Origin of the sequence: Methylococcus sp. ANG, from assembly GCF_040730495.1 — a bacterium.
Taxonomy (GTDB): domain Bacteria; phylum Pseudomonadota; class Gammaproteobacteria; order Methylococcales; family Methylococcaceae; genus Methylococcus.
In genome coordinates this window covers 2,168,766-2,186,228 of the sequence record NZ_CP160399.1, presented here as the reverse complement: position 1 = coordinate 2,186,228, position 17,463 = coordinate 2,168,766, and the positions used below count along the sequence as shown (strand labels likewise).

The window sequence follows — 17,463 nt, the reverse complement described above, 5'->3', positions numbered from 1 at the left end:
TCAACGCGGCAACCGGCGCAGGGTGCCGCACAGGCGGGCGAGGGCGGCTCCGATTTCGCCTTCGCTGGCCCGCGCCGCCGCCTCGAGCGCGGCGATCGTCGCCGGGAGGGGGCGGTGCGGAGCCGGCCGGGGCGGGGCGGCGTGCGGTGCCTCCATGGCCATCGCGAGGGTCCTGACCTTGCCCTGGCGGAACCGGCCATGGCCTTCCTTCGCCAGCTCTTCGATGATCCGGGGCAGGTAGAAGCGCAGCTGCGAAGCCCAGGCCGCGGACTCGGCGTAAAGCACCAGGGTGCCGTCTGTCGCCACGCAGTCCCGGCAATGGGCGGCCAAAGGGGGCGGCAGTAGACGCCGTATCGTTTCCAGCAGTCTCCGGTGGTTTTCGATGCGTGCCAGGCAGGCTTCCAGGGCTTTCCTGGGGATGAGTTCGGAAACCCGGTGAGGATGCGGCCGTTCCTCGGCCGGCTGCGCAGGGTGATTCGGCGTCACAGGTTTCGGAACACTTGCACGATCGAGGCATCATCGGCCGCGGGGGCCGCCGAGAACCCCAGCGCTTCCATGAAGTGCAGCATCTTGCCGTTGCCCGCCAGCACCTCGCCCTGCAGCTTTTGTATGCCTTTTTCGCGCGCCGCGTCGGCCAGCATGGCCATGAGGCGCGCGCCGATGCCGCGGCGCTGCCAGGCGTCGGCGACGACGATGGCGAACTCGGCGGTTTCTCCCCCCGGATTGCTGAAAAAGCGTGCGACCGCCACCTCCGTCTCCCTTTCGTCGGTCTCGACGGTCGCGATCAGGGCGAGTTCCCGGTGGTAATCGAGCTGGGTCAGGCGCACCAGCATTTCGGCGCTCAATTCCTGGACCGATTGCATGAAGCGGAAATACTTGGCCTCCTCCGACAGGCCGCGGACGAATTCCTGCTCCATCGCCGCGTCCTCGGGCCGTATCGGGCGGATGGTGACGGGGGTACCGTCGTTGAGCTGAAACCGGCTGACCCACTGCGCGGGATAGGGATGGATCGCCATGTGATCGTAGCGTCTGCGTCCGGGCGGCGGGTGGCGCACCACGATCCGGGCATCGAGCGCATAAACCCCGGTTTCGTCGGCCATCAGCGGATTGATGTCCATCTCGCGGATCTGCGGCAGTTCGCACACCATTTCCGACACCCGCTGCAGGGTTTGGACCAGCGCCTCCATGCGGATCGGCGGCAGGTTGCGGAAAGCTCCGAGGGCGGCGGAGACGCGGGTCTGGCCGATCAGGGTGCGGGCGATATGGGCGTTGACCGGCGGCAAACCGATCGCCCGGTCGCGGCTGATCTCCACCGCCGTGCCGCCGGCGCCGAAACCGATCACGGGGCCGAACACCGGATCGTCGATCACGCCCACCAGCAGTTCGCGGCCGTTCCGCCCCGTATACATTTTTTCCACCGAGGCCCCTTCGATGCGGGCATCCGGTTTGCGCCGGCCGACCCGTGCCAGCAGCTCGTTGTAGGCCTGCCGCACCGATTCGGCATGTGTCACGTTGAGCATCACCCCGTCCACGTCGGACTTGTGGGTGATGTCCGGCGACAGCACTTTCAGGACGACCGGAAATCCCAGGCACTCCGCCGCCGCCAGGGCCTCGTTGGGGGAATGGGCGGGGAGAGCCGGCAGCATGGGGATGCGGAAAGCCCCGAGGATGGCCCGCGTTTCCAGCGGGGAAAGCAGGCTGCGCTTATCTCCCAGCGCGCCTTCCACGATCAGGTGGGCGCCGGCGACGTCGGGCGCTTCGAGTTCGGCCAGGGGGCCGGGCACCTGCAGCAGCATCTGCTGGTTGCGATGGTGCTCGGCGAGGAAGCCGAAGGCTTCGGTGGCGCTCTCCGGATTGGGGAAGGAGGGGATGCCATGCTCCGTGAACAGCGCCCGGCCCTCCCGGACCTGGGTTTCGCCGAGCCAGCAGGCCAGGACCGGCTTTTTCGAATCTCCGATGGCCTCGAGCGTCCGCTTCGCCGCGCCGGTGGGATCGGTCATGGCCTGCGGCGTGAGCATCACCAGCAGGCCGTCCACGCCGGGATCGCCCAGGCAGGCTCCGACCGCCGCGGCATAGCGCTCCGGCGTGGCGTCGCCGAGAATGTCGATCGGATTGCCATGCGACCAGAACGCCGGCAGGGCTTGATCGAGGCGCTGCAGCGTGCTCTGGGACAGCTCGGCCAGGCGCAGCCGCCGTTCGACCGCGGCGTCGGTCGCCATCACGCCGGGGCCCCCCGCATTGGTGACGATGGCGAGACGCTCTCCCTGGACCGGGTGAGCGCCGGCCAGCAACTGGGCCGCGGCGAACAGTTGCTCGATCGTCTTGGCGCGGACCACGCCGGCCCGTTTCAAAGCGGCGTCGAACACGTCGTCGGCGCCCACCAGGGCGCCGGTATGGGACACCGCGGCGCGGGAGCCTTCGGCGTAGCGGCCGGCCTTGATGACGATGACCGGCTTGAGCCGGGCCGCCGCCCGCAAGCCGCTCATGAAGCGGCGGGCGTCGCGGATGCCTTCCACATACAACAGGATGCTGCGGGTTTCCTGGTCCAGCGCCAGGTAATCCAGGATGTCGCCGAAATCGAGGTCGTAAGCCGAGCCGATGGAAGCGACCACGGAAAACCCGATGCGGTGGGCGCTGGCCCAGTCGACGATCGCCGTGCAGAGGGCGCCGGATTGGGACACCAGGGCGAGTCCGCCTGGCAGGGCGACGTTGTTGCTGAAGGTGGCGTTGAGATTCAGGCTGGGCCGCATCAAACCGAGGCAGTTCGGCCCGAGCAGCCTTATGCCTTGATTTCTGGCTTCCGCGAGAAGCGACTGGGACAGGCGGCGGCCCTGGCTGTCGCCGTCCCCGAAACCGGCGGAGAATACGATCGCGGCCCGGACGTTCTGTTCGCCGCATTCCCTCAGGATGGCAGGAACGGTCGGTGCCGGGGTGGCGATCAGGGCGAGGTCGACGGCGCCGTCGACTTCGCTCAGCGACTTGTAGCAGCGCTGGCCCCGGACCTGTTCGTGCTTGGGATTGACGGGATGGACCGGGCCGCGGAAGCCGCCTTCGAGCAGGTTGCCGAAGAGGCGGAATCCCACCGAATCGGGCCGCTCGCTGGCTCCGAACACGGCGACGGCGCGGGGCCGGAAGAGGGTATCGAGGTAAGGGCCGGCCATGCCGTCACACCGTGCCGGCCAGGAGCGGAACGAACACGGCCGGTTCCATGGACCGGGCGTCATAGCCCGAGTCGGTACGCACGATGCGTTCGAGCGTCTGTTCCCGGTCCGCTCCGACCGGGGCGACCAGCACCCCGCCGGGATTGAGCTGGTCCAGCAGCGCGTCCGGCAGCCGCGTCGGGGCGGCGGTCACGATGATGCCGTCGAAGGGGCCGGATTCGCGCCAGCCCTGTTGGCCGTCGCCGTGTTTCAGCCGCACGTTCCGGAGGTTCAGGTCGGCGAGGCTGCGGATGGCCCGTTCCTGCAAGGCCTGGATGCGTTCTACCGAATAGACGGTGCCGACCAGTTGCGCCAGGACGGCGGTCTGGTACCCGGAGCCGGTACCCACTTCCAGCACGCGGCGCAGCGGGCCGGCCTCGACCAGCAGTTCGGTCATGCGGGCGACCGTGTAAGGCCGCGAGATGGTCTGGCCGAAGCCGATCGGCAGGGCCATGTCCTCGTAGGCCCGGCTGGCGAAGGCTTCTTCGACGAAGATGTGGCGCGGGACGCTCCCCATGGCGGCCAGCACTTTCGCGTGGCGGATCCCGAGCTCCCGCAGCCGGTTGACCATGCGCTCGCGGGTACGCGGCGATGTCATGCCGATGCCCCGCAGGCGGACATTCATGCGGCGACTCCGCCGGGCAGCCAGGTCCCCAGTTGGCTGAGCCGCTCGTAGCGGGTGAGGTCGATCTGGAGGGGGGTGACCGACACGCAGTTCTCGCGGATGGCGTGGAAATCGGTGCCGGGGCCGGCATCGGCCTCGGGGCCGGCGCAGCCCACCCAGAAAATCTCACGCCCGCGCGGGTCACGGGTGCGGATGACCGCTTCGGCCTTGTGGCGGGCGCCCAGCCGCGTGGCCTGGTAGCCCCGAAGTTCGTCCAGGGGGATGTCGGGGACGTTGACGTTCAGTATGGTGTCCGCCGGCAGCGGATTTTCGCGGATGCGCCCCAGGAGCTCGACGGCGACCTGGGCGGCGGTCTCGAAGTGCGCCGGGTTGTGGGCGGCCAACGAGATCGCCACGGCCGGCAGGCCGAGGAAACGGCCCTCGGTGGCCGCGGCGACGGTGCCGGAATAGATGACGTCGTCGCCCAGGTTGGCGCCGTGGTTGATGCCGGCGAACACCATGTCCGGCTCGCTGTCCAGCAGCCCGGTGATGGCCAGGTGCACGCAGTCCGTCGGCGTGCCGTCGACGCGGATGAAGCCGTTTTCGGCGCGGGATGCGCGCAAGGGCCGCTCCAGGGTCAGGGAGTTGCTGGCGCCGCTGCGGTTGCGTTCGGGCGCGACGACCGTGATCTTGGCGAGCGGGGAAAGGGCGGCCGCCAGGGCGCGGAGACCGGGGGCGGCGTAGCCGTCGTCGTTGCTGAGGAGTATGTGCATGGAGGGCGGAAGGATCGAACCAGTGATCCTCATTCTAACCAGAAAACGCCCATACCGGTTGAGCGTCCTGGCATAAAGGTATAATCCAGAGAGTACCGGGGCAGGGCCATCGCGGCCGTGTTTCGGCGTCAACCATTTTTTTCGGCATCGGGCGGGGGGGAACATGGCGGCGACTGTCTTCAAGCAACTGGGCGAACGTATCGGCACCTCGCCCCTGGCGCAGCGGTACCGCGCCCTGCCGCCGCTGATGCAGCGGCTGGTTGCGGTCGCTTCGGCGGTCATGTCGCTCACCCTCGTCCTGGCCCTGGTCTACATCTATGCCAGCCCGGTGATCGCCGCCGGGATTCTCGCCAGCATCCTGGCGGGACTCGCGACCGGGGCGGGGGCCTTGCCCGCGCTGTTCGTCCGCGACTTTTCCCACCGCACCCTCTGCATCATGCTGGGCGGGGCGGCCGGCGTGATGCTGGCGGCGACGGCGTTTTCCCTGATCGTCCCCGGCATCCAGTACGGCAACCAGGTCTGGCCGGGCAAGGGCATCTTCGCGGTGGCGCTCGGCATGATGACCGGCGCCCTGTTCCTGGAGGCGGCGGACCGCCTGCTGCCCTACGAGCGGTTTCTGGCGGAGAAGGGCGAATTGATCGGTTCGCTCCGGAAGATCTGGCTCTTCATCGTGGCGATCACGCTGCACAATTTTCCCGAAGGCATGGCGGTGGGCGTCAGCTTTGGGGGCGGCGACTGGCACAATGGCGCCACCCTGGCGATCGCCGTGAGCTTGCAGAACATCCCCGAAGGGCTGGCGGTCGCCATGCCCCTGGTGGGGATGGGATACGACCGCCGGCAGGCGGTGCTGATCGCGACGCTGACCGGATTGGTGGAACCACTCGGCGGTGTACTGGGCCTGGGCATGGTCTCGGCCTTCTTCCCGCTGCTGCCGTTGGGGATGGCGTTCGCCGCCGGGGCGATGCTGTTCGTGATCAGCGACGACATCATTCCCGAGACCCAGTCCCGCGGCAAGATGCGCGCGGCGACCTTCGCCGTCATGATCGGCTTCATCGTCATGATGATCCTGGATAACCTGTTCAGTTGACATGTCCTGTTTCTGGTCTTGGAGCTTGCCCGAATGGGCGGGCTCACCGTCGCTGTCGTCCGGCGCCCGGGAGTGGGGTACGGCGGCGGCCACGACTTTCGCCCTGATCGCCGCCGCCGAGATCGGCGACAAGAGCCAGTTGGTCTGCATGACGCTGGCGGCTCGCCACCGCGGCCTGCCAGTGCTGCTGGGCGCAACGGCCGCCTTTGGGCTGCTCAACCTGGCGGCGGTTTTGTTCGGCGCGGCCTTGGTCCACTGGGTTCCGCGGCCCGTCGTGGCCGGGGTGGTTGCCCTCCTGTTCCTGGGATTCGGCCTGAAATCGGTGCTGGCGCGGGAGCAAGCGGAGGATGAATCGGTCGAGGAAAAGCCCGGACACGGCGTCTTCGTCACGACCTTCCTGATGATCGTGTTCGCCGAGTTCGGCGACAAGACCCAGCTGGCGGTGGCCGGGCTGGGCACCTCGGTCTCGCCTTCCGCGGTGTGGGCCGGAGCTTCGCTCGCACTGGTCCTGACCTCCGTGCTGGGCATCTGGGCCGGGCGCACCGTCCTGCAGAAAATCCCGCTGCTCTGGCTGCACCGGCTCAGTGGCGTGTTGTTTCTGGTGCTGGCCGTTTATGCGAGCATGGAGGCCATGCCGGCTGCATTGCAGTTCGTCCGCGCCTTCGGCTAAAGGCGCGCGGATTTTCATCATGCAGACGCTTGCCGACGAGTCCCGCCACATCGTCCTGTTCGGCCCGAGCTTCGGCGAAGGGGGCGTCGCGCGCGACATCGTCAATCTCGCCAATGGTTTCGTCCGGGCCGGCATGGAAGTCAGCGTCCTGGTGAACCGTCCGAACGAGCTTTTTATGGAACAGTTGTATCCGCGGGTGCGCCAGGTGGTGCTGCCGAGCCGGAGCGACCGGGGCTTGGCGCGCGAGCTGCTGGCCTTCATTCGGGCGCATTGGCCGGATGTCGTCCTGACGACCGAAGAACGCGACGATGGCATCGCCGTGGCTGTGCGCGAAGAACTCAAGGATGCGCGGGTGCGTTTCTTCCTGCGTATGGTCACGACGCTGTCGGTGCGGCTGGCGAACCAGTACCGGTTCCGGCTGAACCGGGCGCTATACCGCCGCAAACTCCGGCAGATCTATACCCATTGCGACGGCGTGATCTGCAATTCGGGAGGGGTGGCGGACGATCTGGTAGCGTTTCTGGACCTTCCCCGCGACGAGATCGCGGTGCTGCCGAATCCCACCATCACCCCCGAATTGCTGGCAGCAGCCCGTGAGCCCTTTGTCCATCCGTGGTTCGCGCCCGGCGAGCCGCCGGTGATTCTCGGCGCCGGCCGTTTGGGGCGGGCCAAGGATTTCGGGACGCTGCTCAAGGCCTTCGCCTTGCTGCGGCGCAACCGCCCTTGCCGGCTGATGATCCTCGGCCAGGGACGCCAGAAGGAGCGCCTGGAGGCGCAGGCCGTGGAGCTCGGGGTGGAGGCGGATTTCGAGCTGCCGGGTTTCGTGTCCAACCCTTACGCCTACATGGCACGGGCCGGGCTGTTCGTGCTGTCCTCGCTATGGGAGGGCTGCCCGAACGTGCTCATCGAGGCAATGGCGGTCGGTACGCCGGTGGTCGCCACCGACTGCCGCAGCGGACCGCGGGAGATCCTGCAGGGCGGCCGGTTCGGCCCGCTGGTGCCGCTGCGCGACGCGGAGGCGATGGCCGGGGCGATGGCGGCGACGCTCGATCGTCCTTTGCCCCCCGCCGTACTCCGCGAAGCGGTGCAGGGCTATACCGTCGAAAACAGTATCCGGATGCATCTGGAAACGTTCTTTCCCTGACGGACCGTCACAGCCAGCCGCAGGCCCGAGCGATGTTTTCTTCCCGTTTCTCCCAGGAAAAATCGCCGGCGCGCTCCGTGGCGGCGTGGGCGAGCCGGACGGCCAGTTCGCGGTCGGACTGAAGCCGCCGGACCGCGGCGATCCAGGCTTCCACGTCTTCCGGGTCGACCAGGAGGGCGGTCTTCTCGTGTTCCAGCAGTTCCCGCAGCACCGGCAGGTCGCTGGCGATGATGGGCCGGCCGGCGGCCAGGGCCTCGAACAGCTTCATCGGGCTCATGGAGTCGGCGGTGGCGAGCTGCGGCGGATAGGGCAGCAGGGTGACGTCGGTGCGGCCGTACCAGCCGGGCACCTCGTGGTGCGGCACGAACGGGCGGGATTCCACGCTGTCCGGTGTCCGGTAATCTGAGCCCGGTTCGGGTTCGCCGATCAGCACGGCTTGGCCGATGCCGCGCCGGGCCAGGGCGTCGAAGACATGCAGTCCGCGGTCCGCGGCCAGCGTTCCGAGATAGACGAAAGTCGGGTGATCGAGCCGGGTCGGCTCGAATTTCGGCAGCGCGGCATAGGCTTTCAGGTCGACGGCGTTGGGGGCGACCAGCACGCGTTCCGGATCGGCGCCGGATTCTATCAATACCTTGGCGGCGGCGCGGCTGACCGGCACCAGCCAGTCGACGATCCGGCGCCGATGGCAGCCGACGACATGCGCCATCCAGCCGCCCTGGATCAGATCGCGGTCGGCGTCGTGGATTTCCAGCACGTGCTTGAGCCCGAACCGCGCCAGCCAGCGGCTGAGCATCAGGTTGTGGGTGAAGATGCCGCGTGCTCTGCGCAGCTCGCCCAGACGGCGGACGAAGAACGGCCACAGGCCGAAGCGGGTGTGCAGCCAAGGGTCGAGCCGCAGGTCCAGGGTTTCGTCGATGCCGAAATCGCGCAGGCGTTCCGCTACCGTCACGCCTTTGGCCGGCGGCAGGTAAAGCCGGGTCGGCACGCCGATCCGGTCGAAGCTTTCGACCACATGCAGCGCCTGGATCAGGTTGGCGCCGTTGCGGTGCAAACGGCAGCGGGCGGGGTAGATCAGGGGGGCTTGGTTCATCGCATATCCCACAGTTTGGGCGTTTGTCCCAATCTCTTTTCCCAGAGGCGATGTCGTTAAGGTAGGGTTGTCTCGTCACCCCGGCAGGGAATGCCGGGGTCTAGGAACCAGGGATGGTTTCGGCCTTACACATCCTTGTGCGCTGGATTCCGGCAATCCATGCCGGAATGACGGCTTAACGTAACGTCATTGCTCGCAGAGAGAGAAGGAAGTTGAGGTTATCGTTCGGCTTTCTTTGCCCGGCGGCGGGTACGTAGTCTATAGATGGGCTGAGTCAGGAGCGGCCGGCGGGTGAGCCAGTACACCGCCGCGCGCCAGTAAAGGTCCAGCCGCTTGCCCAGACGCCAATACCAGGGCCGCTCCGGCAGCACCAGGGCGCCGCTGTCGTCGGGCGCCACGCCTTCCAGCTCGGCCAGCCAGCTCTTGTCCTGCTCGTAGCCGAGTTCGATCAGAAGCTCGGACAGATCGCCGTATTTCGTCATCTGCGCCGCCAGATGCGGCTTGTGCTGGCGCCAGTTGCCGATGCTGCCGGGATCGATCGGCCGCAGACTCCCCAAGGCGTCGAGCGAATCCCGGGAAGGCCGGGCATGGCGGTGGAATTCGCTGAAGGGATGGCGCAGGCGCAGGAACGGCATGCGTTCCATCAGGTTCCGCTGCACCGCGTCCGGATCGGACACCAGATCCTCGTAGCGCACGGTGAGGAAGCGAGGATGGCGCATGAGCCGGGTTGCCGCGCCGTGCAGTTCGCGCCAGAGGCCGAGGTTGCTCCAGTAGCGCCGGGTGTCCTTGCGGTGGCTGCGGCTGGAGACGGCGTCGCGCGGATCGCGCAGCAGGTAGATCACCCACAGGTGGGGGTCGACCGCCAGGAACGGCGCGACCACGGTGGTTTGCAGCGGATATTTGGTCAGCAGTATGTCGTCGCTGTAATCGTAGGGTTTGTAGATGCTCTGCTCGTGCTCGGCGTAGCCGCCGATCTCGAAGCAGGTCACCATGAGTTCGTTCAGCAGGGTCGTGCCGCTGCGGGGCGAGCAGCCGACGATGTGGATGCGATGGGTCATTCGATGTCTCGGATCGGAAAAGCCGCCGGCGCGCCGTCCTTGAACACGATCAATTCGCCCGGCGCCATGGCGGTCCAGGTTTCGTTGTCGGTCAGCGGCTGGGTGGCGATGACCGCAACCCGGTCGTCCGGCGTGGTGAGGTCGGCGAAGTCCACCGTCAGGTCCTCGTCGACCAGATGGGCATGGCTGAACGGCGCCTGCCTGACGATGTAGTGCAGGTGGGTGGCGCAGTGCGCCAGCATCAGCTCGCCGTCGGACAGGATGTAGTTGAAAGTGCCGTGTCTCGCGATTTCAAGTGTGACTTCAGCGATTGTCCGGACCAGATCGGCGCTGCCGGGCGACTCGGGATAACGTTCGCGCAGGGTCTCCAGGATCAGGCAGAAGGCGTGCTCGCTGTCGGTGGTGCCGACCGGGCGGTAGTAGCGCTGGCGCAATGCGGGCAGGTTTTCCAGGTTGCCGTTGTGCGCGAACAGCCAGTTCCGTCCCCACAGCTCGCGATGGAAAGGGTGGCAGTTGGCGAGTGTGGTCTCGCCGACCGTGGCCTTGCGGATGTGGGCGATGACGTTGGTCGATTTGATCGGATAGTTCCGGATCAGCTCGGCGATCGGCGATCCGGCGGAGGGCTCGTAGTCCAGGAACACCCGGCAGCCCCGATCCTCGAAGAAGGCGATGCCGAAGCCGTCGGTGTGGTGGCCGGTGCGCCCGCCCCTCAGCGTGAAGCCGCGGAAGGAGAAGCAGATATCCGTCGGCACGTTGCAGTTCATGCCCAGCAGTTCGCACATTGGGAGGGGGAGGGTCTGCCGTTTCAGAAGACGCGTATTCTACAACGGCCTTGCGTTCAGCCGCTTAACCGGGACCGGCCTCGTGCCGGCCGACGCGTCCCTCTCCATCCATCCAAAGGGCCGGAACCCCCAGACGCCGCAGCCATTCCGGTCCGTCGGACGCTTTCGGCATGGATGCGGCCCTGGTGCCTCGTCCACCCATGCGGTGTCGGACGCGTAGCCGGAACCGGCGGCGAGGGGCGTCGCCTTCCGGTTGAGGTTCCACCGCGCGTCCAGGTTGAAGAAGTTGGAGATGTAGTCCCACTCCGTGGAGTTGCCGCCGCCGATGCCCAGGGTCAGGTCGTCCAGCGCCCAGGGCGCCGGCGATGGCCAGGCGTTGGTCGTGGATGCCGCGCTGTGGCCCCTGGGCAGCCTGCGACAGTTCCAGCTCGCTGCATTTTGTCGGAGTCGTTGTTCGCGCCCCCAGCCGTGCCGTCGAACCCGGGGAAGGCTTCGTTGTCGTATCCTTGGAGAGCGGTCACGGCTCATCGAGCAGCGCCTCGATCTGGGCGCGGATTTCCGCCTTGTCCTTTTCCCGGAACCCCAGGTGGACATGGCGGATGTTGCCCTTCCGGTCGATGAGGAACGAGGACGGCATCGCCTGGACGTCGTACTGTCTGGGACAATCGCCCGCCGGGTCGGAGGCGATGGTGAAGTCGGCGGGCTGTTTCGCCAGGAAAGCGTCGGCGCCCTCCCGCTCCTCGTCGAGGTTGACCGCGATCAGCTCGAAGCCTTTCGGCTTGAAGTCCTTGTAGGTTTCGGCCATGAACGGGAACGATTGCAGACAGGGGCCGCACCAGGAGGCCCAGAAGTCGACATAGGCCACTTTGCCCTTGAAACCGGCGATATTCAGGGGAGCTCCGTCCTGATACCGGCTCAATCGGCAGTCCGGGGCGGGATTGGCGGAGACCGCGGCGGCGAAAAATGCCGAGAGAAGTCCGGAAGCGAGGAGTCTGGTCATGGCATTCGATACGCGATAAAAGCGGGGCGCTGAACTCGAGGGTAAGTAGCCTGAACCATTTTGCAACGGGGCGCAATTGCCCCGGGACGAGGTCCGACACTGTGGGAAACGCAATGAAAATGAACGGAACGAAGGGCTGGCTCGTGACGACGGGTATCGCCGGTTTCACAGGCGTTGCCATGGGCGCTTTCGGCGCTCACGGCCTCAAGAACGTCATCGCGCCGGAGATGCTGGCGGTCTATCAGACCGGTGTGCAGTACCATTTCTGGCATGCACTGGGGTTGGGCCTGGTCACCCTCCTGAGGGCACAGGCTTCCCCGTCCCGGCCGCTGGCCTGGGCGGCATGGCTGATGCTCACGGGTATCATCCTGTTCTCCGGCAGCCTGTACCTGCTGGCCGTTTCCGGCATCCGCTGGCTGGGCATGATCACGCCCTTCGGCGGCATGGCCTTTCTCGCGGCCTGGGCCTGTGTAGCGGTTCATGGCTGGCGGCAACCGTCTTGACTCTTAGTAACCTAGCAGAAATAACTTGAACAATAGCCTTTTAGCCGCCGAGATCGCGAGGCTTGAGCCGATAGTTCCACTCGCCATGGAACTCGTCGCGTTCAATGGCCAGTTCCGCGAGTTCCTGGTCGGAGACTTTAACTCCTGCCGGATAATCCCGGTCGTCGAGTTGTGCCTGGATGCGCAGCCCTTCGGTGGTCGTCGTGTTGCCAATCAGGTTCACGACAACCTCCCGACTGACCAAAGGACGACCACGCCAGTTCTGGGTGATGTGACAGAACATCCGGTGCTCGATTTTGTTCCACTTGCTAGTGCCGGGCGGAAAGTGACAGACCTGGATCACCATCCCCAGTTCGTCGGCCAGTTGCTGCAGCTCAACCTTCCAGAGCCGCACACGATAGCCGTTACTGCCGCCGCAGTCGGCGGTGATCAGCAGGCGACGCGCGGCCGGATAGAGTGGCTGGCCCATCTCGCGCCACCACCGGCGGATACTCTCAACCGCAAATGCCGCCGTGTCGTGGGTGATCCCAACACTGACCCAGCCCTGGTTGGCGCCCACGTCATACACGCCATAGGGCGCGACTTTACCCAGTTGCGGATCGATGAAGTCGTAGACGCGTACGCCCTCCGGACGACCTTTCGGCTGCCATTCGCGCCCGCCATTCTTGAAGTCCCCGACCAGTTCTTTCTTTTTGGTATCAACCGAGACCACCGGATCGCCCGCCGCCTGATACTGCGCCGCCGTCGCGGCAATGTGGCTGAACTGCGCATCACGATCGGCCTGCTGACCCCCTTCGTGAATCTTCCGGGTCGCTTGCAGACTGTAGTCCAACTGCGCCAGCAAATCACACACGGTGCGCTGGCTCACCTGATGACCTTGGGCCACCAATTCCTTGGCCAAACGCGGCGTACTCTTGCAGGTCCAACGCAACGGCGACTGCGGGTCCCCACGCGTCGTCGGTTCGACCAACGCATCCAGGTCGCGCAACAGCGTTGGGTCTTTGGCCGTCAGCTTCTTGCGCCCACCACCCTTGGCCCGAACACGGCCCATCCTCGCCGTGACTGGCTCGCCACCGGATGGCGCCATAGCGAGCTCGCGCAGACCGGCATAGATCGTCGTGCGCGACAAACCCACCGCGCTCGCTACGGTACTGACGCCCCCATGGCCGAGGGTAAGCGCCTCAACCGCTGCCCACAACCGCAGCGTTGCTTCGTCCAGACGGCCGGAAAGCGCCAGAAATTTTTCCTCAATCACCTTGGTGGCGTCCATGCACAAAGCGTAGGCACAGACCGCTCACTGTTCAAGTTATTTCTGCTAGGCTCCTTAGTAATTTGCATAAAACCACGAGGAAGAAATAATTCGATGTCACGATCAATGCGGAGCAGGCGTTTGTGGATACCGTTGAGCGGCTCGGCCGCGCTGTTGGCCGCGGTAAGCACATTGCATGCGGACTTCCTGGCTTACGACGCCGTCGCCAGTGCCACGACTCCCGTGGCGACGCCGACGCCCCAGCCGCAAGCCCAGCCCCTGGTGACCCTGGCCAAACAGAAGCAGGACGGGGTCGTGCTGACGGTGAAGCGAACCAGGTGGTCCGCCAAGAAGGATCAGATCGAGGCTTCCCTCACCGTGAAAATACCGAACGATGCTTTGAGCCTCGCGACAGCCGATGACGCAAGGAACCGGCATGATCTCCTGCTGGAATTCCGGCACTCCGACGGAATGGCGTTTGCCGAATGCGACCTCGACGTCAAGCAGGCCAAAAAGAAACAGGCCGTTTTTGTAGCCAAGGAAATCTATCGGCGCGGAATACTGCAAATCAAGTCCGGCGTATGCGATCCCGATATCTCGACCGAAGTCGCCGAGCAGACGATACCCGACGCGAGGCCCGGCGACGTCGTGATATTGAAAGATGCCACCGGCAGCGAATTGCTCAGCGCAACGTTCGTCAAGACCAAATGATTTGATTTGGGTTATTGAGACTGAAGATACCCTCATTCATGGTGGTGGCTATTCCGTGTTGCCGGTTTCTATCCGCTCCCGGATATTAAGCCGGGAAATACCCCTGCTGTGGGAGCGGCTGCGCCGCGATCCGGAGTCTCAATCCACTCCCGGCTATTGAGCCGGGAGATACGCGCGTCGTTGGCGGCCTGCCTTGCCTTGTCGATGTTTCAATCCACTCCCGGCTATTGAGCCGGGAGATACCCAGCGCGGGGGTATTGGTGAGCGCAACGCTCAAAATGCACAGCGGAACGGCAGTTTTGGCGTCGTAGCTGAACACCGGGGACAGGTAGCGGTATTGGTCGGCCGCGATGGCGGCACGGGCCTCGGCGGTCCATTTCACCGTCGCGGCGATCCCGGCGCCCTCACGCCAGACCAGCGTGACCGGATCGATCCAGCCGGCCGCCGGCGCTTCCCCGCCGCTCCCGGCGGCGATCAGGGTCTGGTGGTTGTAGTCGACCACCGCCGCCTGGCTGCCGAAATAGCGCCGGGTGGTCGCGATCAGCGCCTCCGCGGACCGGGCATCGAGCCGCCATGGCCCTTGCCCCATCAGCGCGCCACGACTGCCACCGAAATCTCCGGCCGGGAAGATCAGGATTTCATCGGCGGAGTCGCCCAGCGCAAACGCGCAAGCGGCGATCGACCCGGGCAGCCAGGGCATGCCGGATCCGGCGGGAGCGGCTCCGCCGCGAAAACCACGCTGTGAGGGAAGTTCTTTTGCCATGGTCCGCAGCTTACGGACCGGCGGCGCGGGGATCGGGATGACCAGCGTCATCCAGGGGATTGGGGATCGTGGGAGCGGCTCCGCCGCGAAAACGGGCGTCATCGAGCGGCTCCGCCGCGAAAACCGGCGTTTGCTCCGCCGCCCACCGGCGAACATGCCCGTGAGGCGCGTTAAACCCCCGTTAATCGCCGAGTTCCGCCCTTCCATCTCCCCATGGCCGCGCCAGGGCGGTTTGCGCGGCGTGGCGGGTCTTGGAGTCGGTCGCTTTGGAAATCCGAGGGACGACCGCATCGCGGCGGAGCCGCTCCCACCACAAGGGTAGCCGGAGCGGCTACGCCGCGAACTCAGGCCCCCCCCAGCGCCTCGGCGACGATTTCGAGGATATGCCGCTTGTCCGCCTCCGACAACCCCAGAAACGGCCGGGCCGGAATGTCGCCCCAGGGGATCGGGCCGCCGCGGCGGGTGGTGCCGAACTCGCCTTGCTCGGCGCCGAACTGCTGGGTGGCCGCGTATTCCATCGGGCTGCCGACCAACAGCGCATCGCCCTGGAGCACCGCGTTGATTTGACTGGACAGGCGCCTGGTTTCGCCGATCAACGGCTTCTTACCGGCCAACCGGGCCGCGCCGGCCTTGCTGAGCTTGCCTTTCTTGGTCAAATGCCAGGTGGCCAATCGATCGTACGTCACCGGGCTGTTCGGCGCCCAGGGCGTGCCGTCCGGCGCCGTACCGGTGGCGAACCGCCGCTTGGTCGATTTGATCAGCACCTCGCCGATACCCCGCAATACCGGCTTCAGATAGCCGACGCGGGCCTGCAAGCGCCGCAGGGCTTCAAGCACGCCCTGGTCGTTTATTTCGATGGTGATCATGCCTATAATTCGCTAAAGGCGGCCTCGTTTCGGACGTATAGGTCAGGGGGCGCGCAAGCGTTGCATTGACTCCCGCCTACCTCCCGGCTTTTACCACCATCGAAATCAAGGTCAGGGAACGATTGCGTTTCCCATCCCTCACCTCGAATACGCATCGATAGGTTTCCCCACCTATTCTTTTCGTCACCACCAATCGTTGAGCCCCTCTGGAGCTCGGATCGCCGACTCGAACCGTGTCGAATGCAGACAGCACGTCCTGCACATGGCCGAAGTCGCCGGGCTCCGTGGGGCGCTGATTGCCACCATCCCGGCCATGGCTGTACTCGACGTGGCGCACGGAGTCCGCGGGCAGCAGTACCAGATAGCCTTTAACATCAATGTCGGTGGCTGCTTGTATCTCCTGGAACGATTCAACGAATCCCAGCCATAAAGGTTCATTGACGCTAGGAGTCTGTCGGACTTTCCGGTTCTGGTTCGAACCGGATTGGAGGGGCGGAAGTCCGCTGTTTCCGTTAACATAGCGGCCTATTCCGGATAGATCGCGACAAGGTGAGACCCGATGAGCCGCTTCATCCCCGTCAATCGCCACCAGCAGTATCTGCTACCGCCCTCGGTTGACGAATGGCTGCCAGCCAACCACCTGGCACGGTTCCTCGTCGAGGTCATCGATCAGCTGGATTTAAGTCGACTGACGAGCCGCTACTCGGGGCGCGGGTCGGCGGCGCACCATCCGTCGGTACTACTGGCCCTGCTGGTTTATGGTTATGCCACCGGGGTGTTCTCCAGCCGCAAGATTGAGCGGGCCACCTACGATTCGGTGGCCTTCCGCTTTCTGTCGGCGGAAACCCATCCCGATCATGACACCCTGGCCCACTTTCGCAAGACCTTTCTGGGGGAGCTGGAGGACCTGTTCGTTCAGGTCTTGAGCCTGGCGCAGGCGATGAAGCTGGTGAGGCTCGGGCAGATTTCCCTGGACGGGACCAAGATTAAGGCCAACGCCTCCAAGCACAAGGCCTTGTCTCATGGCCACATCGAGAAGTTGGAAGCGCAGTTGCGGGAGGAGGTGCAGGCCTTGTTGCAGAAGGCGGCGGAGGCCGACGGGGCGGAGGAGCCGGACGGCATCGACCTGCCAGAGGAGTTGGCGCGGCGGCAGGATCGGCTGAAGGCCCTGGCGGAGGCGAAGGCCAAGATCGTGGAGCGGGTCGCGGAGCGCGATGCCCGGGCGCAGCAGGACTATGAAGCCAAGGTAGCCCGTCGCGAAGGCCAGCGGCAGGCGGGCAAGAAGCCACGTGGGCAGGAGCCGAAGCCGCCGGAAACCGGGCCGAAGGCCAGCGACCAGATCAATCTGACCGACGAGGAATCCCGCATCATGCCGAGCCACGCGGGTTTCCTCCAGGGCTATAACAGCCAGGCTGCGGTGGATGTGGAGACGATGTTGATCGTCGCCACCACCGTCAGTCAGCAGACCAACGACAAGCAGCAGGTCGAACCGATGCTGGCCGAGATCGAGAAGCTGCCGGAAGCCTGGGGGAAGCCCGAAGCCCTGCTGGCCGACACGGGCTACTTCAGCGCCGGCAACGTGCACGCCTGCTGCGAACAGCAGATCGAACCGCTGATCGCGATGGGACGGGACAGCCATCACGTGCCGCTGGCGGAACGCCTGGCTCCGGATGCCCCGGAACCGGAAACCACCGATCCCGTGGAGAAGATGGCCTGGAAACTCAAAACGAAGGCAGGGAAGGCCCGCTACGCCAAGCGCAAATCCACGGTGGAGCCGGTGTTCGGCATCATCAAACAGGTCTTGGGATTCCGCCAGTTCTCTCTGCGCGGCTTGGAGGCAGTGGCCGGAGAATGGAAGCTGGTGGCGATGGCGTTCAATCTGAGGCGGATGCACGTGTTGGCGGCAGCGTGACAGGCTTCACGTAAAAACCAAGCGTTACACACCAATAGCGCCGCCATGGGG

General features: G+C 65.5%; 19 protein-coding genes. 7 read left to right on the top strand and 12 right to left on the bottom strand.

The window, feature by feature from the left end; translation table 11 throughout:
* The 4 genes from ABZN20_RS10595 to surE are packed head-to-tail and all read right to left on the bottom strand — an operon-like array spanning window position 1 to window position 4,577.
* On the bottom strand, window positions 1-486 hold the full coding sequence (locus ABZN20_RS10595; RefSeq protein WP_367025231.1) for a DUF721 domain-containing protein: 486 nt from the start codon (window positions 484-486) through the stop codon (window positions 1-3).
* Entirely contained in the window at window positions 483-3,161 is a 2,679-nt protein-coding gene (locus ABZN20_RS10590; RefSeq protein WP_367025230.1) for a GNAT family N-acetyltransferase, read from the bottom strand. The genes ABZN20_RS10595 and ABZN20_RS10590 overlap by 4 nt, the downstream gene beginning before the upstream one ends.
* A gap of 4 nt (window positions 3,162-3,165) precedes the next feature.
* Entirely contained in the window at window positions 3,166-3,825 is a 660-nt protein-coding gene (locus ABZN20_RS10585) for a protein-L-isoaspartate(D-aspartate) O-methyltransferase (protein WP_367025229.1), read from the bottom strand.
* Window positions 3,822-4,577, bottom strand: coding sequence for a 5'/3'-nucleotidase SurE (surE, locus tag ABZN20_RS10580; RefSeq protein ID WP_367025228.1), 756 nt, complete (start codon window positions 4,575-4,577; stop codon window positions 3,822-3,824). The genes ABZN20_RS10585 and surE overlap by 4 nt, the downstream gene beginning before the upstream one ends.
* A 163-nt stretch (window positions 4,578-4,740) precedes the next feature.
* Between surE and ABZN20_RS10575 the strand changes: the two genes are divergently transcribed.
* From ABZN20_RS10575 to ABZN20_RS10565, 3 genes are read left to right on the top strand one after another with little or no spacing between them, the layout of a single operon-like run.
* Window positions 4,741-5,664 carry a ZIP family metal transporter gene (locus ABZN20_RS10575; RefSeq protein ID WP_367025227.1) on the top strand — a complete coding sequence of 308 codons (924 nt, stop codon included), beginning with the start codon at window positions 4,741-4,743 and terminating at the stop codon, window positions 5,662-5,664.
* Window position 5,665: 1 nt separating this feature from the next.
* The gene (locus ABZN20_RS10570; protein WP_367025226.1) at window positions 5,666-6,334 is read left to right on the top strand and encodes a TMEM165/GDT1 family protein; all 669 of its coding nucleotides are present in this window, start codon (window positions 5,666-5,668) and stop codon (window positions 6,332-6,334) included.
* Window positions 6,335-6,353: 19 nt separating this feature from the next.
* The gene (locus ABZN20_RS10565) at window positions 6,354-7,478 is read left to right on the top strand and encodes a glycosyltransferase (protein WP_367025225.1); all 1,125 of its coding nucleotides are present in this window, start codon (window positions 6,354-6,356) and stop codon (window positions 7,476-7,478) included.
* A gap of 7 nt (window positions 7,479-7,485) precedes the next feature.
* On the opposite strand, the gene ABZN20_RS10560 is transcribed toward ABZN20_RS10565, so the two are convergent.
* From ABZN20_RS10560 to ABZN20_RS10540, 5 genes are all read right to left on the bottom strand, one after another.
* The gene (locus ABZN20_RS10560) at window positions 7,486-8,568 is read right to left on the bottom strand and encodes a glycosyltransferase (RefSeq protein WP_367025224.1); all 1,083 of its coding nucleotides are present in this window, start codon (window positions 8,566-8,568) and stop codon (window positions 7,486-7,488) included.
* A gap of 218 nt (window positions 8,569-8,786) precedes the next feature.
* On the bottom strand, window positions 8,787-9,626 hold the full coding sequence (locus ABZN20_RS10555; RefSeq protein WP_367025223.1) for a sulfotransferase family protein: 840 nt from the start codon (window positions 9,624-9,626) through the stop codon (window positions 8,787-8,789).
* Window positions 9,623-10,408 (bottom strand): class II glutamine amidotransferase, encoded by a 786-nt coding sequence (locus tag ABZN20_RS10550; protein WP_218807781.1) that lies wholly within the window; start codon window positions 10,406-10,408, stop codon window positions 9,623-9,625. The genes ABZN20_RS10555 and ABZN20_RS10550 overlap by 4 nt, the downstream gene beginning before the upstream one ends.
* A 39-nt stretch (window positions 10,409-10,447) precedes the next feature.
* A complete protein-coding gene (locus tag ABZN20_RS10545; RefSeq protein ID WP_367025222.1) occupies window positions 10,448-10,936 on the bottom strand; it encodes a DUF3570 domain-containing protein in 489 nt (162 codons plus the stop codon).
* Entirely contained in the window at window positions 10,926-11,408 is a 483-nt protein-coding gene (locus ABZN20_RS10540) for a TlpA family protein disulfide reductase (RefSeq protein ID WP_218807780.1), read from the bottom strand. Before ABZN20_RS10540 ends, ABZN20_RS10545 begins: the two co-directional genes overlap by 11 nt.
* Before the next feature lie 119 nt (window positions 11,409-11,527).
* Between ABZN20_RS10540 and ABZN20_RS10535 the strand changes: the two genes are divergently transcribed.
* Window positions 11,528-11,911 carry a DUF423 domain-containing protein gene (locus tag ABZN20_RS10535; RefSeq protein WP_423246402.1) on the top strand — a complete coding sequence of 128 codons (384 nt, stop codon included), beginning with the start codon at window positions 11,528-11,530 and terminating at the stop codon, window positions 11,909-11,911.
* A 40-nt stretch (window positions 11,912-11,951) separates the two neighbouring features.
* On the opposite strand, the gene ABZN20_RS10530 is transcribed toward ABZN20_RS10535, so the two are convergent.
* Window positions 11,952-13,181 carry an ISAzo13 family transposase gene (locus tag ABZN20_RS10530; RefSeq protein ID WP_367025221.1) on the bottom strand — a complete coding sequence of 410 codons (1,230 nt, stop codon included), beginning with the start codon at window positions 13,179-13,181 and terminating at the stop codon, window positions 11,952-11,954.
* A gap of 120 nt (window positions 13,182-13,301) precedes the next feature.
* On the opposite strand from ABZN20_RS10530, the gene ABZN20_RS10525 reads away from it, so the two are divergent.
* The gene (locus ABZN20_RS10525; RefSeq protein WP_367025220.1) at window positions 13,302-13,871 is read left to right on the top strand and encodes a hypothetical protein; all 570 of its coding nucleotides are present in this window, start codon (window positions 13,302-13,304) and stop codon (window positions 13,869-13,871) included.
* Between the two features lie 85 nt (window positions 13,872-13,956).
* On the opposite strand, the gene ABZN20_RS10520 is transcribed toward ABZN20_RS10525, so the two are convergent.
* Window positions 13,957-14,685, bottom strand: a complete 729-nt coding sequence (locus tag ABZN20_RS10520; RefSeq protein ID WP_367025219.1) for a phage protease — start codon at window positions 14,683-14,685, stop codon at window positions 13,957-13,959.
* Between the two features lie 293 nt (window positions 14,686-14,978).
* The gene (locus ABZN20_RS10515) at window positions 14,979-15,500 is read right to left on the bottom strand and encodes a phage virion morphogenesis protein (RefSeq protein ID WP_367025218.1); all 522 of its coding nucleotides are present in this window, start codon (window positions 15,498-15,500) and stop codon (window positions 14,979-14,981) included.
* A gap of 262 nt (window positions 15,501-15,762) precedes the next feature.
* Here ABZN20_RS10515 and ABZN20_RS10510 point away from each other — a divergent pair, with 262 nt between their 5' ends.
* The gene (locus tag ABZN20_RS10510; protein WP_367025217.1) at window positions 15,763-15,930 is read left to right on the top strand and encodes a hypothetical protein; all 168 of its coding nucleotides are present in this window, start codon (window positions 15,763-15,765) and stop codon (window positions 15,928-15,930) included.
* Window positions 15,931-16,059: 129 nt separating this feature from the next.
* Complete coding sequence (locus ABZN20_RS10505) at window positions 16,060-17,412, top strand: IS1182 family transposase (protein ID WP_218806980.1); 1,353 nt, start codon at window positions 16,060-16,062, stop codon at window positions 17,410-17,412.
* The last annotated feature ends 51 nt before the right edge of the window (window positions 17,413-17,463 follow it).

What these genes read in the sequence shown, in the direction of transcription:
- ABZN20_RS10535 (WP_423246402.1), top strand. Translation starts at nt 11,528, where the DNA reads ATGAACGGAACGAAGGGCTGGCTCGTGACGACGGGTATCGCCGGTTTC.
- ABZN20_RS10550 (WP_218807781.1), bottom strand. Translation starts at nt 10,408, where the DNA reads ATGTGCGAACTGCTGGGCATGAACTGCAACGTGCCGACGGATATCTGC.
- surE (WP_367025228.1), bottom strand. Translation starts at nt 4,577, where the DNA reads ATGCACATACTCCTCAGCAACGACGACGGCTACGCCGCCCCCGGTCTC.
- ABZN20_RS10560 (WP_367025224.1), bottom strand. Translation starts at nt 8,568, where the DNA reads ATGAACCAAGCCCCCCTGATCTACCCCGCCCGCTGCCGTTTGCACCGC.
- ABZN20_RS10520 (WP_367025219.1), bottom strand. Translation starts at nt 14,685, where the DNA reads ATGACGCTGGTCATCCCGATCCCCGCGCCGCCGGTCCGTAAGCTGCGG.
- ABZN20_RS10565 (WP_367025225.1), top strand. Translation starts at nt 6,354, where the DNA reads ATGCAGACGCTTGCCGACGAGTCCCGCCACATCGTCCTGTTCGGCCCG.
- ABZN20_RS10510 (WP_367025217.1), top strand. Translation starts at nt 15,763, where the DNA reads ATGGCCGAAGTCGCCGGGCTCCGTGGGGCGCTGATTGCCACCATCCCG.
- ABZN20_RS10555 (WP_367025223.1), bottom strand. Translation starts at nt 9,626, where the DNA reads ATGACCCATCGCATCCACATCGTCGGCTGCTCGCCCCGCAGCGGCACG.
- ABZN20_RS10515 (WP_367025218.1), bottom strand. Translation starts at nt 15,500, where the DNA reads ATGATCACCATCGAAATAAACGACCAGGGCGTGCTTGAAGCCCTGCGG.
- ABZN20_RS10530 (WP_367025221.1), bottom strand. Translation starts at nt 13,181, where the DNA reads ATGGACGCCACCAAGGTGATTGAGGAAAAATTTCTGGCGCTTTCCGGC.
- ABZN20_RS10590 (WP_367025230.1), bottom strand. Translation starts at nt 3,161, where the DNA reads ATGGCCGGCCCTTACCTCGATACCCTCTTCCGGCCCCGCGCCGTCGCC.
- ABZN20_RS10545 (WP_367025222.1), bottom strand. Translation starts at nt 10,936, where the DNA reads ATGAGCCGTGACCGCTCTCCAAGGATACGACAACGAAGCCTTCCCCGG.
- ABZN20_RS10505 (WP_218806980.1), top strand. Translation starts at nt 16,060, where the DNA reads ATGAGCCGCTTCATCCCCGTCAATCGCCACCAGCAGTATCTGCTACCG.
- ABZN20_RS10585 (WP_367025229.1), bottom strand. Translation starts at nt 3,825, where the DNA reads ATGAATGTCCGCCTGCGGGGCATCGGCATGACATCGCCGCGTACCCGC.
- ABZN20_RS10570 (WP_367025226.1), top strand. Translation starts at nt 5,666, where the DNA reads ATGTCCTGTTTCTGGTCTTGGAGCTTGCCCGAATGGGCGGGCTCACCG.
- ABZN20_RS10575 (WP_367025227.1), top strand. Translation starts at nt 4,741, where the DNA reads ATGGCGGCGACTGTCTTCAAGCAACTGGGCGAACGTATCGGCACCTCG.
- ABZN20_RS10540 (WP_218807780.1), bottom strand. Translation starts at nt 11,408, where the DNA reads ATGACCAGACTCCTCGCTTCCGGACTTCTCTCGGCATTTTTCGCCGCC.